We start from the raw sequence: 13,949 nt of genomic DNA, 5'->3' as shown, positions 1-13,949 counted from the left end.
CCGCCGACCGTCCAGACGGGAGAACCGCGACGTCCTGCGTACGCTGGGGCCGTGAGCGAGACCTCTGAACCCACGACAGCAGCCGTCGACACCCTCGTCGACTCCTGGCTGACCCTGCCCGACGTCGCCGAGCGCGTCGGCCTCGACGTGGGCAAGGTGCGCCGCCTGCTGCAGGAGCGCAAGCTCGTCGGCGTGCGCCGCGGCGAGCCGCGCGTGCTGTCGGTGCCTGAGCGCTTCCTCGTGCCCGGCCACCAGGACGCCGCCGCGACGGGTGAGTGGGCCGCCCTGCCGTGGCTCCAGGGCACGCTGACGGTGCTCGCCGACGCGGGGTTCTCCGACGAGGAGGCGATCGTCTGGCTCTTCACGCCTGACGAGTCCCTGCCCGGCACCCCGATCGACGCGCTGCGCGCCGGCCAGAAGACCGAGATCCGCCGCCGCGCCCAGGCCGAGCTCTAGCCCCGACGCCTGAGCACGCAGACGCCTGAGTACCGGGTGCCGGGCGTGCGAGCGAGGAATCAGGCGCGCCGGTCGACCGCTGCGTGCGCCAGGCGCACGAGCACGTCCGAGGCCGGCTGGCGCCACGAGCGCGCCGTCAGCCGGTCGAGCGCCACGCCGAAGAGCTCGTCGATGAGCTGCTCGACCTCCTCGACGGCACCGGTCGAGCGGATCGCGTCCGCCAGGACCGCGACCTGCTCATCGGTCAGCGACCGCTCACCCAGGCTCGTCCGCAGCAGCTCGGCGGTCGCCGCGTCACCGCGCTCCAGCGCGCGCCGGTGCGCGCGGGTGGCGAGCACGGTGCGCTTGCCCTCGCGCAGGTCGTCACCCGCGGGCTTGCCGGTCGTCGCCGGGTCGCCGAAGACCCCGAGCACGTCGTCGCGCAGCTGGAAGGCCTCGCCGAGCGGCAGCCCGAGCGCACGCACGGCGTCGAGCTCGGCGTCGTCGGCATCGGCGAGCGCGGCGCCGAGCGTGAGCGGGTGCTCGACGCTGTAGCGCGCCGACTTCGCGCGGATGACCTCGCGCGCACGCTCCTCGTCGGCGGCGGGGTCCACGCCCCAGGGCTGCGACTGCGCCAGCACGTCGAGGTACTGGCCGACCGTGACCTCGGTGCGCATGAGGTCGAAGACGCCACGGGCCCGCAGCGCGCGGGGGAGCGGCGCCTCGGCGAGGGCGGCGGCGAACACCTGCTCGCTCGCGACGAGCGCCAGGTCGCCCAGCAGGATCGCGGACGACGTCCCGAAGTGCTCGGCGTCACCCTCGAGCCCGAGCTCGTCGTGCAGCGCCGCGAACGCGCGGTGCGCGGCCGGCTTGCCGCGGCGCGTGTCGGAGTCGTCCATGACGTCGTCGTGGAAGAGCGCCGCGGCCTGGAACAGCTCGAGCGCCGCGCCGACGCGGAGCACCGCTGCCGCCTCGCGAGTCCCGGGCTGCCCGCCGTGCGCGCGCCACGACCACCAGCAGAACGCCGCGCGCAGCCGCTTGCCGCCCGAGAGCATCGCCTCGACGGCGTCGGCGAGACGGCCGGCGTCGGAGCTCACGGCGGCGAGCTCGACCCGCAGCCGGACGACGTGCTCGGCGAGCACGTGGTCGACCCCGGCGCGCACGTCTTCGAGGTCCACGAGGGCGCCGGCGGGGACGTCCGCGCCGTCGACTGCCAAGGGCTGCGTGCTCATCCCGGCAGCCTAGGCGACCGCGATGCGGCCCCCGAGCGTGAGGGTCCGCACGCCGTCGCGGTCCAGCACGGCGACCGTGACGACCTCGCCCGCACCGCGTGCGAAGGTCGACTGCGCGGCCACCCCGGCCGGCGGTGACGCGACGGGGGACTGGGTGAACCCCGCACCGGTCAGCGAGGTGCCGAGGCTGGCCATGAGGTCCTCGGCCGACAGGGTCGTGCGCAGGTTGAGGCTGATGTCCGTGAAGGCGCCGTCCGCGCTGGGCACGGCCGACGAGACGAGGATGTCGGCGTCGCCGGGCAGCGGGACCAGATCGCTCGGGAAGCCGTCGGCGAGCTCGCCGACGGTCGCCTGCTCGTCGTCGAGGGGCTCGAACGTCGCGTCGGCGGTCGGCTCGGCGGTCAGGAGCGGCTGATCGGTCGTCGCGCCCGCGGTGTCGAGGCGGGCCGGTTCCGAGCTCGAGCACCCGGCGACGACGAGGACCGCGGCGAGCAGGAGCGCCCCGAGGCCGGCGGAACGCCTGCTCACGCGGGTGCCGACGGTCGGGAGCAGGCTGTCTCGCACCGCGTCAGCCTAGCCGCGCGCGACCCGACCCCAGGCCCCGCGCCGCGGCGGCTGCTCCACAGGTGCGCAGTACGGACGCTCGCGACCGACTGCCGGTGCGGTGAGGTGCACGCATGACGGCGACCTCGACGCTGCGGGTGAGCGAACCCCGCGAGATCATCTCCCTGCTCCCGTACCGGCTCGGCTTCCGGCCGCGGGACAGCGCCGTGGCCGTGAGCCTGCGAGCCCCGCGTGGTCGTGTCGGGGTGGTCATGCGGGTCGACCTGGCCGCGCTCGGCGACGAGGAGGTCGGCGCGCAGGTCGCCCGGGCGGTGGTCGCGACGATGGGACGCGACGGCGCGCAGAGCACCGTGCTCGTCGTCTACGCCGACGTCGACCCACGTCTCGACCCGGGACCTGTGGGCTTGCGCGTGCTGCGCGCGGTCGAGCACTACCGGGAGGCATCGGACGTCTCGCTCGGTCAGGTGCCGGTCTGGGTCGTCACACCGGACGGCTACCTGTCGTTCGACTGCGCCCGCTCGTGCTGCCCACCCGGCGGTCGCCCGCTGCGCGAGCTGGAGTCGACACAGGTGTCCGCGCGGATGGTGCTCGAGGGGGCGACGGTCGCCGGGTCGCGCGACGACCTCGTGCGCATCCCGTCCGCGGACGCACAACGCCGTCGCGTCGTGGCCCGCACCCGCCGCCGGTGGCAGGAGCGCGGGCTCGCGGCCGTCGCCGCTGGTCCGGATGCCCTGGAGCGCTGGCGGCTCGGCTCGGTGGCGGCCTGGCGCGCGGCCGTCGACCTGGTCGCGGGACGCGCCGAGCTGGGTGCTCCTGCGCCGTGGGGTCGGCTCGAGGCGGGGCTGCAGGACCGGCGGGTCCGCGATGCGGTGCTCGCGTCGTTCGTCCCGGGCGCCGGGGACCTCCCGGAGCGGAGCGTGCGCGGGCGGCACCCGGACGCGGGCGTCGAGCTCGCGATGGGGGAGGTCACCGGGCGGATCATGGGCACCTCGACGGGCATCGCCGCTCCGGAAGGCATGGTGAGGCTCCACGAGGAGACCCTCGAAGCGCTCGTCGCGCACGGGCGTCGCGACGCGCAGGCTCCCGCGCTGTCGCTGCTGGCACTGCTCGCGTGGTGGCGCGGGGACGGCGCCCGCGCCCAGATCCTGCTCGACCGTGCGCTGCAGGACGACCCGGGCTACCGGCTCGCCACCCTGCTCGACTCGGCGCTCGCCGCCGGCCTGGGACCGGGCTGGACGCGCCGCCCCGACCCGCCCGACGACGACGGCCGCGAATGGGACGAGGACCTGGACCCGCAAGGCCCGCACGGTGGTGAGGCCGACCCGCTGGTGGGTCCGCCGGAGCAGGGGCAGGGGCTCGGGAACGGATCCGCGCGGTGACGCGTCGAGCCCGATCGGCGGGTCGCGCGGGGGGCTGGTGCGGTCGCGTCGGGGACGACGCGCGTCGTCGCAGGTGGAGTCAGGGGCCAGGCGGCGGTACGGTCCTGGCACGGGCCATCGAGAGGAGCTCAGCATGGGCATCGTGGTCGGCTACCTGGCGACGCCGGAAGGGCGTGCCGCGCTGGACGCCGCAGTCCAGGAGGCCGGGATCCGCGGACGCGATGTCGTCGTCGTGGTCAGCGTGCGTGACGACGAGCCCGCCGAGCAGCGGGCCGCGACGGAGGCGGACCTCGCCAAGGTCGGGGAGGACCTCGCCGCCAAGGGCGTCGCGCACGAGGTGCGCCTGCTCGAGGGTGGCGACGTCGCCGACGACCTCATCGCCACCGCCGAGGAGGTCTCCGCCGAGCTCGTGGTCATCGGCCTGCGTCAGCGCAGCCCCGTCGGCAAGCTCATCCTCGGCGCCAACGCGCAACGTGTGCTCTTCGACGCCCCGTGCCCGGTGCTCACGGTCAAGCCGACCACGCGCTGACACACGCGGACCGCCGGGCGAACGCCCGGGCCGTGGCCCATCGCGCTGTCACGGCGGGCACGGTCGCGCGAAGCTGGTGACGCAGGTCGGGAATCCTCCCGGCCCCTCGGACGTTGGAGGGTTCGGACGTCCCGGCGCCGCCACACGACAGGCCGCGTGAGAGGACGCCATCTCCGGTGATCCGCGCGGCCCCGACTGCGCGACGCCGAGCCACCCGCGGGCGACGCCGCTGCAGCACTCGCGTGCGCAGGACGGCTCGTTCACGCGTTCCGCTCGGTACAATATCCATCTACCACCCGGCTCCATCTCCGGTGTCGTGCTGCCGAAAGGTCGTTCGTGACGTCCCAGACCCCGCATCCCGCGCTTCCGCGCGAGTTCGAGCACCCCGCGCTCCAGGACCTCGTGGTCCGCGGCCGCACCCACGGCTCGGTCGGTGCCGCTGAGGTCCGCTCGGCGTGCGAGCAGGCCGGCGTCGAGGACGCCAAGCGCCTCAAGGCCGTGGTCCGCGGACTCGCGACGGCCGGCGTGACGGTGAGCGACGCGGCCCCGGCGCGTGTCGCCGCGGCCACGAGCGCCAAGTCCCGGCCGACCGCCAAGGCGGCCGTCTCCACCGCGGCCAAGCCCGCGACCACCAAGCCCGCCACCGCCAAGCCCGCCACCGCCACTGCCGCCGCGAAGACGACGGCGGGCGCGGAGGAGGACGCCCCCGCGGCGAAGCCGAGGACGCGGACCGCCAAGCCGGCCACCAAGGCTGTTGCCAAGCCCGCCGCCAAGGCGGCGAAGGACGACGACATCCCCACCGACGGCGAGGACGTCGAGATCGAGGACGTCGACGTGGCCGCGCTCGAGGACGTGGTCGTCGAGGCCGACGCGGACACGGACACCGAGACCGCCACGGACGACGAGGGCGAGGCCAAGCCCGCCGCCGCGCGCGAGGAGTCCGAGGACTCGGGGTTCGTCTACTCCGACGCTGACGACGACGACGCCCCGGCGCAGCAGGTCGTCACGGCCGGTGCCACGGCCGACCCGGTCAAGGACTACCTCAAGCAGATCGGCAAGGTCGCGCTCCTCAACGCCGAGCAGGAGGTCGAGCTCGCCAAGCGGATCGAGGCCGGCCTGTTCGCCGAGGAGCGGCTCAACGCGGGCATCACGCTCGAGCCCAAGGCGCGCCGTGAGCTCGAGTGGATCGCGCAGGACGGCCGTCGCGCCAAGAACCACCTGCTCGAGGCCAACCTGCGCCTGGTCGTCTCGCTCGCCAAGCGGTACACCGGCCGCGGCATGCTCTTCCTGGACCTGATCCAGGAGGGCAACCTCGGTCTGATCCGTGCGGTCGAGAAGTTCGACTACACCAAGGGCTACAAGTTCTCGACCTACGCGACGTGGTGGATCCGTCAGGCCATCACGCGTGCGATGGCCGACCAGGCGCGCACCATCCGCATCCCGGTGCACATGGTCGAGGTCATCAACAAGCTCGCCCGTGTGCAGCGCCAGATGCTCCAGGACCTGGGCCGCGAGCCCACGCCGGAGGAGCTGGCCAAGGAGCTCGACATGACCCCGGAGAAGGTCGTCGAGGTCCAGAAGTACGGTCGGGAGCCCATCTCGCTGCACACGCCGCTCGGCGAGGACGGCGACAGCGAGTTCGGTGACCTCATCGAGGACTCCGAGGCCGTCGTGCCCGCCGATGCCGTGAGCTTCACGCTCCTGCAAGAGCAGCTGCACCAGGTCCTCGACACGCTCAGCGAGCGCGAGGCCGGCGTGGTGTCCATGCGCTTCGGCCTGACCGACGGTCAGCCGAAGACGCTCGACGAGATCGGCAAGGTCTACGGCGTGACGCGTGAGCGCATCCGTCAGATCGAGTCCAAGACGATGTCGAAGCTGCGTCACCCGTCGCGGTCCCAGGTCCTGCGCGACTACCTGGACTGACGCGTCCTGCGCGTGACGAGACCCCCGCACCCGGCTCGGATGCGGGGGTCTCGCGCGTCGTGGGCCCGAGGCCGGCATCACCCCGCCGCGGCGGGACGAACCTGCGCGTGGTCGCACCGCGGGGGCAGCGGGGTGGCGGGCTCGGGGGAGGGCACACGCACGCGTCGTGCCGCCTCGTCCGCGAGGGCGTCGGGAGGCTGACGGATGTCGAGGACGATGCCGGCCTCGTCCTCCTGCAGCGGCTCGAGCGCGGCGAGCTGGGTGTCGAGCAGCGACGCGGGCATGAAGTGGTCGAGCCGAGCGCCCAGCCGGGCGGCGAGCTGGGTGCGGGTCCCGACCAGGTGCACGAGCACCAGGCCGGGCACCCCGCGCCGGAGGGTGTCGCGGTAGCGACGGCGCAGCGCCGAGCACGCGACCACCGCTCCGCCGCGAGCCGCCGCGAGCTCACGCGCGACGTCCCGCAGCCACGGCTCGCGGTCGGCGTCGTCGAGAGGCGTTCCCGCCGCCATCTTCGCGACGTTCGTCGCGGGGTGCAGGCCGTCGGCGTCGATGAACTCGACGCCGAGGCGACGCGCGAGGAGCGACCCGACGGTCGACTTGCCGGAGCCGGAGACGCCCATGACGACGACCCGCATCACGGGCGTGGGCGCGCTCACCAGTCGTGCACCGTGCCGTCGGCGAGCCGGTTGTAGGGCAGGTACGCCTGCTCGTACGGGTAGCGGCCCGCCTCGTCGACGTCGAGCTCGACGCCCAGACCGGGCTGGTCGCCCGGGTGCAGGTAGCCGTCGGTGAAGGTGAACGACTGCTGGAACACCTCGTTCGTGCGCGTGCCGTGCTGCATGTACTCCTGGATCCCGAAGTTGTGGATCGCCAGGCCGAGGTGCATCGCGGCGGCCATGCCGACCGGGGAGACGTCGGTGGGTCCGTGCATGCCGGACTTCACCTGGTACTGCGCGGCGTAGTCGAGCACCTTCTTGAGGTGCGAGATGCCGCCGGTGTGAGTCACGGCGGAGCGCACGTAGTCGATCAGCTGCTCGCGGATGATCATCTGGTAGTCCCACACGGTGTTGAAGATCTCGCCGATCGCCAGCGGGGTCGTCGAGTGCTGGCGGACCAGGCGCAGCGCCTCCTGGTTCTCGGCGGGCGTCACGTCCTCGAGCCAGAACAGGTCGTACGGCTCGAGCGAGCGCGCGAGCCTGGCCGCCTGGATGGGCGTCATGCGGTGGTGGCCGTCGTGCAGCAGTGGGAGCTCGGGGCCGAACTCGTTGCGCACCGCCTCGAACACGGTCGGGACGTGCCGCAGGTAGGAGCGGGTGTCCCAGTCCTCCTCGGCGGGGCGTGCGCCGCGCTGCGCCGGCTCGTGGTCGTACCGGACGCCCGAGTTGGCCTCGTAGGTCGCGTTCGACGCGATGCCGTAGATCGACTTCAGCCCCGGGACGCCCGTCTGCACGCGGATCGCCCGATAGCCCTGCTCCTGGTGGCTGCGGATCGAGTCGAAGAGCTCGTCGTTGGTCTTGCCCGACGCGTGCCCGTAGGCGAGCAGGCCGGTGCGGGACGCGCCGCCGAGCAGCTGGTAGACGGGCATGCCGGCGGCCTTGCCCTTGATGTCCCACAGCGCCATGTCGACCGACGCGATCGCGGCCATGGTCACGGGACCGCGACGCCAGTACGCGCTGCGGTACAGGAACTGCCACGTGTCCTCGATGCGGCTCGCGTCGCTGCCGATCAGCAGCGGGACGACGTGCTCGCGCAGGTAGGCCACGACCGCGAGCTCACGCCCGTTGAGGGTCGCGTCGCCGAGGCCGGTCAGACCGTCCTCGGTCGTGAGCTTGAGGGTGACGAAGTTGCGGTCCGGGCTGGTGACGACGACGTCGGCAGCGACGATCTTCATGGCGGTGGCTCCTCGGGTCTCAGACGGTCTGGCTCGAGCCGGCGAGCGCCTGCTCGAGAGTGGCGACGAGGTCGGTCTCGTCGCGCAGGTCGGGGGCGAGCGTGTCGAGCAGCAGCGCGGCCTGCTCGCGTGGTGTGTCGGCGGCGGCGAGGGCTCGCGCGAGCGCCTCGGCGCCCGGGTCGCTGCCGCTCTCGTCGGACAGGTGCCGTGCCCACGCGCCGACGACGAGCGCGTGCACGGGTGCGGCGGGAAGCCCCGCCGCGCGTCGTGCGCGGGCGACGGCGAGCACGCGGACGCCGAGCTTCACCGAGCCGTCGCAGGCGATCTGGGCGAGTCGGTGCTCGATGCGGGGGTTGGCGAACCGCTCGCGCAGGGTGGCCAGCGCGTCGTCGACCTCGCCCGCCGGGAGCGGGACGACCGGCCGTGCGGCGTCCCAGAGCTCGTCGAGCATGGTCCGGCAGGCGGGGTCGGCGAACGCCTCCGCGACGGTCGCGTGGCCGCGGGCCAGACCGGTGTACGCGAGCAGCGAGTGCCCGGCGTTCAGGAGCCACAGCTTGCGCTGCTCGTAGGGACGCACGTCGTCGACGAGCCGGGCGCCGACGAGGTCCCACGCGGGCCGCCCGGCCGGGAAGGCGTCCTCGAGCACCCACTCGGCGAACGGCTCGGTGACCACGGGGGACGTGTCGATGCGGCCGGTCAGGAGCCGCACGGTGTCGCGGTCGGCATCGGTCGTCGCGGGGGTGATGCGGTCCACCATCGTCGAGACGAAGGAGACCGTCGCGTCGATCCAGGCGGTGAGCGAGGTGTCCACCTGGGACGCGAGCGTGCGCACGACCGTGCGGGTCACGCTGCCGTTGTCAGGCAGGTTGTCGCACGAGACGACCGCGAGCGGGCCCGCGCCGGCAGCGCGGCGTGCGCGCAGCCCGTCGACGAGCCGCCCGGGCGCGGTGGTCGCCGCCGTCGCGTCGCCACGTCGCAGCGCGGCGATGTCCGCCTGCACCGCGGGGTCGTCGAGGTCGAGCCGCCCGTCGGCCGTGAGGCAGTAGCCCCGTTCCGTGACGGTGAGGGTCACGACGGCGACCTCCGGGCGTGCGACGAGCGCGCGCCACGTGTCGACGTCGGCGCCGTCATGCGCCTCGACGAGGGCGTCGATGCTCTGGGCGGTGTCGCCGTCGGCCGCTCGCGTCAGGACGACGTACCGCCCGTCCTGCGCGGCGAGCGCGCGCGCCGCCGCGGCGGACCGGCCGGTGAAGGCGGCGATGCCCCAGGTGTCGTACGGAGCCGCCGCGTTCGCGCGGTCGGTGTACCAGGCCTGGTGCGCGCGGTGGAACGCGCCGAGCCCGAGGTGCACGACCCGGACGGCGGGCGCCGGGTCACGGCGTCGCCAGGCTGTCGGAACGGTCATCGTCACTTCTCCTCGTCGCGGCGCGGCGGTGCGCCGGGCTCCTCACGATTGAGCCGTGCGACGGGTCGTCGTGGCAATCGGTTGCCACGAGTTGCCCCGCCGGGCCGCGTGGCGCTGCTGGGTCAGCGACGTCCGCGGGGCGGGGGAGCGGTCGAGCTGCGGACGACGAGCTGCGCGGGGAGCAGGGCGGGCCGGGTGTGCTGCGGCGTCCGGGCGCGGATGTCGTGCAGCAGCGTGCGCACCGCGTGCTGGCCGAGCGCGTGCAGCGGAGCGGCCACCGTCGTGAGCGCGGGGCTGCACAGCTCCGCGCCGAAGATGTCGTCGAAGCCCACGACGCTCACGCGCTGCGGCACCTTCACGCCGGCCGCGGCAAGTCCCTGCAGGAGGCCGATCGCCACGAGGTCGTTGTACGCGACGACCGCCGTCACGCCGCTCGCCGCCAGCGGCCCGACGGCGGCGAGCCCGCCCGCGAGGGTCGGGGCGAACGGCCCGATCCGGTGGACCCGCAGGTCGAGCTCGTGGCCGGCCTCGCGCATCGCGCGCCATCGCATGCCGTCGGCCCACGAGGCCTCGGGGCCGGCGGCGTAGGCGATCTTGCGGTGCCCGAGCTCGCCCAGGTGCTCGAGCGCGCGCCGCATCCCGCGCGCGTTGTCCGTGACGACGCTCGGGATGCCGCCGAGGACCCGGTTGAGGACGACGGTCGGACGCTGCTTGGCGAGCACCCGGATCGTCGAGTCCGACATGCGCGAGGTGCCCAGCACGACGCCCTCGACCAGGGGCACGAGCCGTTCCAGCGCCTTGCGCTCGGCCGTCGCGGACTCGAGCACGTCGGTGACGAGCAACGTCTGGTCCTCGGCGTCCGCAGCCTCCTGGGCGCCGCGGATGATCTGGAAGAAGAACGGGTTCGTGACGTCGGAGACGACGAGCGCGAGCAGCGACGTCCGGCCCGTCGGGAGGGCGCGCGCGAGCGGGTTGGCGCGATAGCCGAGCTCGTCTGCCACGGCGCGGATGCGTGCCGCGGTCTCCGCGTTGACGCGTCCCGGGCGGGAGAACGCACGCGAGACGGTCGACGGCGCGACGCCCGCGGCGGTCGCGACGTCGTAGATCGTCGGGCTGCGGCGTTCGTCCTCCGAGCCGACCATGGACGCACGCTAGTTCGCGCGGCAAGTCATGGCAACCGCTTGTCATGCCCACGGTCGCGGCCTCCCAATGGGTGTCAGCCGGCGGTCCACCGCGGCACCGAGAGGAGAGCACTGATGCTTCGTCCCCAGGACACCCCCACCCGTGAGCGCAGGTCGCTGGCCGGCCTCTGGAGCTTCCGGCTCGACCCCGCGCTGGTCGGCGCCGACGAGCAGTGGTTCGGCGGGCCGCTCGAGCACGCCCGGGAGATGCCCGTCCCCGCGAGCTACAACGACATCCTCGTCGGGACCGAGGGGCGCGACCACGTCGGTGACGCCTGGTACCAGACGACGACGCGCGTGCCCCGCGGCTGGGCCGGGCAGCGCGTCGTGCTGCGGTTCGACAGCGCGACGCACGCGGCCACGGTGTGGGTCGACGGCACCGAGGTGGTCCGGCACGTCGGCGGGTACACGCCGTTCGAGGCCGACATCACCGAGCTGGTGACCCCGGGCGACGAGGTCCGCGTGACGGTCGCCGTGAACAACGAGCTGACCTTCCAGACGATCCCGCCGGGGGTCGTGCACGAGACGCCGAACGGTCGTCGTCAGCAGTACTTCCACGACTTCTTCAACTACGCGGGGCTCGCCCGTTCGGTGTGGCTTTGCGCGATCCCCCAGACGCGCGTCGAGGACATCACGGTGACGACCGACGTGCGGGGGAACGACGGAGTCGTCGCGTACGCCGTCGAGATCGCCGGCGACGACGAGCACACCGTCGAGGTCGTCCTGCACGACGCCGACGGCGTCGAGGTCGGCCGCAGCCAGGGAGCCGCGGGCGAGATCGTCGTGCCGGACGCTCACCTGTGGGCACCCGGCGACGGCTACCTGCACGTGGCTCAGGTCGAGGTGCGCTCCACCGCGGGGGAGCTGCTCGACCAGTACGCGCAGACGGTCGGCATCCGCACGGTCGAGGTGCGTGGCACCGAGTTCCTCATCAACGGCGCGCCGTTCCACTTCACCGGGTTCGGACGCCACGAGGACACACCTGTCCGCGGCAAGGGGCACGACGACGCGTTCCTCGTGCACGACATGGAGCTCATGCGCTGGATCGGCGCGAACTCCTTCCGGACGTCGCACTACCCGTACGCCGAGGAGGTCTACGACTACGCGGACCGCCTCGGACTGGTCGTCATCGACGAGGTGGCCGCGGTCGGCCAGAACATGGGCCTCGCGGGTGGCATCTTCGGCGGGCAGAACTACACGACCTTCTCGCCCGAGACCATCAACGACGTCAGCCGTGAGGCGCACGCGCAGGCGATCCGCGAGCTCGTCGCGCGCGACAAGAACCACCCGAGCGTCGTCCTGTGGTCGATCGCGAACGAGCCGGAGTCGGACACCGACGCCGCGCGCGCCTACTTCGAGCCGCTGTTCACGCTGACGCGCGAGCTGGACCCGAGCCGACCGGTCGGGTTCGTCAACGTGATGCTCGCGCCGCACGGCGCCTGCAAGGTGAGTGAGCTCGGCGACGTCGTCATGCTCAACCGGTACTACGGCTGGTACGTGAACACCGGCGACCTCGAGGCCGCGGAGACGGCCTGGCGTGCCGAGCTCGAGCAGTGGGCGACCGACGGCAAGCCGATCATCATCACGGAGTACGGCGCCGACACGATCGCCGGGGTGCACTCGCTGACGCCCCAGCCCTGGTCCGAGGAGTACCAGGTCGCGTACCTCGAGATGAACCACCGCGTCTTCGACAGCGTTCCGGCCGTGGTCGGCGAGCAGGTCTGGAACTTCGCCGACTTCGCGACGGCGTCGGCGAGCGTGTTCCGCGTCGACGGCAACAAGAAGGGCGTCTTCACCCGCGACCGTCGGCCCAAGGCTGCCGCGCACGCCCTGCGTCGCCGCTGGAACCGCGATGCCTGACCAGCGCCCGCCGACTCGACCCCCGACCTCGCCGCACGTCGCGGCACCGACCCAAGGACCGGCCATGACCAGCACCGTCGCTGACGCACCCGCCATCCCGCCCGACTCGACCCCCGCCCCGACCACCTCGAGCACCCCCGGCGAGCCGACCTCGTCGGGACGGCTGCGCCGCTCGCAGCTCCTCGGGTACGCCGCGGGGGACGCCGCCAACAACCTGGCGTTCTCCATGACGTCGATGTTCCTGCTGCTGTACTACACGGACGTCGTGGGGATCTCGCCCGCGGCGGCCGGCACCCTGTTCCTCGTCGTGCGTGCCTGGGACGCGTTCGCGGACATCTACGCGGGCCGCGTCGTGGACAAGACCATGACCCGTTGGGGCAAGTTCCGGCCGTTCTTCCTGTTCGGCTCCCTGCCGCTGCTGCTCCTGAGCGTCGCGACGTTCACGGTCCCCGGCGGGCTGGGCGGGACCGGCAAGCTCATCTACGCCTACATCACCTACGCGCTGCTCGGCCTCGCCTACAGCCTGGTCAACATCCCGTACGGCTCCCTCGCGTCGGCCATGACGCAGGTGCCCACGGAGCGTGCGAAGCTCGCGAGCTTCCGGATGATCGGCACGGCGGCGACGATCATCATGCTGTCGTTCGTCGTGGCGCCCCAGATCCGCGACGCGGAGAACCTGCAGCAGTCGCTGACGATGACCACGCTGCTCTTCGTCGTGATCGGGTTCGGGCTGTACATGCTGCTGTTCCGGACGTCGCGGGAGTCCGTGGTGCGCGACGTGGCGCGCGTGAGCCTGCGCCAGAGCATGGGCACGCTGCGGAGCAACCGCCCGCTGCTCATGCTCTGCCTGAGCGCGCTGTCGTTCCTCACGGGCATGTTCGCCCTGCAGACCGTGCAGGCGTACTACGCCCGGGACGTGCTCGGCGACGCCAACCTCTTCATCGTCCTGACCGTGGTCAGCACGCTCGCGATGTTCGTCGTCGCGCCGGCCATCCCGCGCATCGTCGGGGCGATCGGGAAGAAGACGGCGTACATCGCGGCCGGGGTGACCTCGGTCGTCGCAGCGATCGGCATCGCGTTGACCCCGCCGTCGCTCGTCTGGCTCGCGGTCGTGCTCTTCGGCCTCTACGGCATCGGCATCGCCGCGGTGAACACCCTCATGTGGGCGCTCGAGGCGGACACGGTGGAGTACGGCGAGTGGCGCAGCGGCGTGCGGACCGAGGGCACGACGTACGCGATGTTCTCGTTCACCCGCAAGCTCGGGCAGGCGCTCGGCGGTGCGGCCGCGGCCTTCGGCCTGGGCATGGTCGGCTACCTCGCCGACGCGGAGCAGCAGACCCAGGGCACGCTCGACGGCATCCGCGCGATCGCGGGCTTCGTCCCTGCGGTGTTCATCGGCATCGGCGTCGTGATCATGCTCGTCTACCCGCTGACCGAGAAGACCTTCGCGACGATGGTCAGCGAGGTCACCGCCCGCCGGGCCGCGCGTACCGCCGACGCGACCCCGACCGCTGAGGAGGCGTGACGATGACCGACGTCGCAGGTGGCAG

General features: G+C 73.0%; 12 protein-coding genes. 6 read left to right on the top strand and 6 right to left on the bottom strand.

Features of this window, described 5'->3' with window-relative positions; translation table 11 throughout:
• Positions 1-51 precede the first annotated feature (51 nt).
• Entirely contained in the window at positions 52-456 is a 405-nt protein-coding gene (locus CGE01nite_RS13820; RefSeq protein ID WP_048341630.1) for an Rv2175c family DNA-binding protein, read from the top strand.
• 59 nt (positions 457-515) lie between these two features.
• On the opposite strand, the gene CGE01nite_RS13815 is transcribed toward CGE01nite_RS13820, so the two are convergent.
• Both CGE01nite_RS13815 and CGE01nite_RS13810 read right to left on the bottom strand, forming a co-directional pair.
• A complete protein-coding gene (locus CGE01nite_RS13815; protein ID WP_141371417.1) occupies positions 516-1,667 on the bottom strand; it encodes a polyprenyl synthetase family protein in 1,152 nt (383 codons plus the stop codon).
• Positions 1,668-1,676: 9 nt separating this feature from the next.
• Positions 1,677-2,231: a hypothetical protein gene (locus tag CGE01nite_RS13810; RefSeq protein ID WP_053071505.1), complete on the bottom strand. Its 555-nt coding sequence runs from the start codon at positions 2,229-2,231 to the stop codon at positions 1,677-1,679.
• Positions 2,232-2,344: 113 nt separating this feature from the next.
• Between CGE01nite_RS13810 and CGE01nite_RS13805 the strand changes: the two genes are divergently transcribed.
• The 3 genes from CGE01nite_RS13805 (at position 2,345) to CGE01nite_RS13795 (ending at position 6,062) form a co-directional block, all read left to right on the top strand.
• Positions 2,345-3,610, top strand: a complete 1,266-nt coding sequence (locus CGE01nite_RS13805) for a DUF4192 domain-containing protein (RefSeq protein ID WP_141371416.1) — start codon at positions 2,345-2,347, stop codon at positions 3,608-3,610.
• Between the two features lie 133 nt (positions 3,611-3,743).
• Positions 3,744-4,139 carry a universal stress protein gene (locus CGE01nite_RS13800; RefSeq protein ID WP_048341632.1) on the top strand — a complete coding sequence of 132 codons (396 nt, stop codon included), beginning with the start codon at positions 3,744-3,746 and terminating at the stop codon, positions 4,137-4,139.
• A gap of 336 nt (positions 4,140-4,475) precedes the next feature.
• Positions 4,476-6,062, top strand: coding sequence for an RNA polymerase sigma factor (locus CGE01nite_RS13795; protein ID WP_141371415.1), 1,587 nt, complete (start codon positions 4,476-4,478; stop codon positions 6,060-6,062).
• Positions 6,063-6,139: 77 nt separating this feature from the next.
• Here CGE01nite_RS13795 and CGE01nite_RS13790 read toward each other — a convergent pair whose 3' ends face one another.
• The 4 genes from CGE01nite_RS13790 to CGE01nite_RS13775 form a co-directional block, all read right to left on the bottom strand.
• Positions 6,140-6,718, bottom strand: a complete 579-nt coding sequence (locus CGE01nite_RS13790) for a gluconokinase (protein WP_229747415.1) — start codon at positions 6,716-6,718, stop codon at positions 6,140-6,142.
• The gene (gene manD, locus CGE01nite_RS13785) at positions 6,715-7,953 is read right to left on the bottom strand and encodes a D-mannonate dehydratase ManD (RefSeq protein WP_048341634.1); all 1,239 of its coding nucleotides are present in this window, start codon (positions 7,951-7,953) and stop codon (positions 6,715-6,717) included. Before manD ends, CGE01nite_RS13790 begins: the two co-directional genes overlap by 4 nt.
• A 19-nt stretch (positions 7,954-7,972) precedes the next feature.
• On the bottom strand, positions 7,973-9,358 hold the full coding sequence (locus CGE01nite_RS13780; RefSeq protein WP_048341641.1) for a mannitol dehydrogenase family protein: 1,386 nt from the start codon (positions 9,356-9,358) through the stop codon (positions 7,973-7,975).
• 122 nt (positions 9,359-9,480) lie between these two features.
• Positions 9,481-10,500: a LacI family DNA-binding transcriptional regulator gene (locus tag CGE01nite_RS13775; protein WP_141371414.1), complete on the bottom strand. Its 1,020-nt coding sequence runs from the start codon at positions 10,498-10,500 to the stop codon at positions 9,481-9,483.
• A 114-nt stretch (positions 10,501-10,614) separates the two neighbouring features.
• Between CGE01nite_RS13775 and uidA the strand changes: the two genes are divergently transcribed.
• Together uidA and uidB are read left to right on the top strand one after the other, a co-directional pair.
• The gene (uidA, locus tag CGE01nite_RS13770; RefSeq protein WP_141371413.1) at positions 10,615-12,399 is read left to right on the top strand and encodes a beta-glucuronidase; all 1,785 of its coding nucleotides are present in this window, start codon (positions 10,615-10,617) and stop codon (positions 12,397-12,399) included.
• 64 nt (positions 12,400-12,463) lie between these two features.
• Positions 12,464-13,924: a glucuronide transporter gene (uidB, locus tag CGE01nite_RS13765; protein WP_141371412.1), complete on the top strand. Its 1,461-nt coding sequence runs from the start codon at positions 12,464-12,466 to the stop codon at positions 13,922-13,924.
• Positions 13,925-13,949: the final 25 nt, after the last annotated feature.

The organism is Cellulomonas gelida (assembly GCF_006538725.1).
GTDB lineage: Bacteria > Actinomycetota > Actinomycetes > Actinomycetales > Cellulomonadaceae > Cellulomonas > Cellulomonas gelida.
The sequence above is the reverse complement of the archived record's forward strand: the minus strand, read 5'-3'. Positions and strand labels throughout refer to the sequence as shown.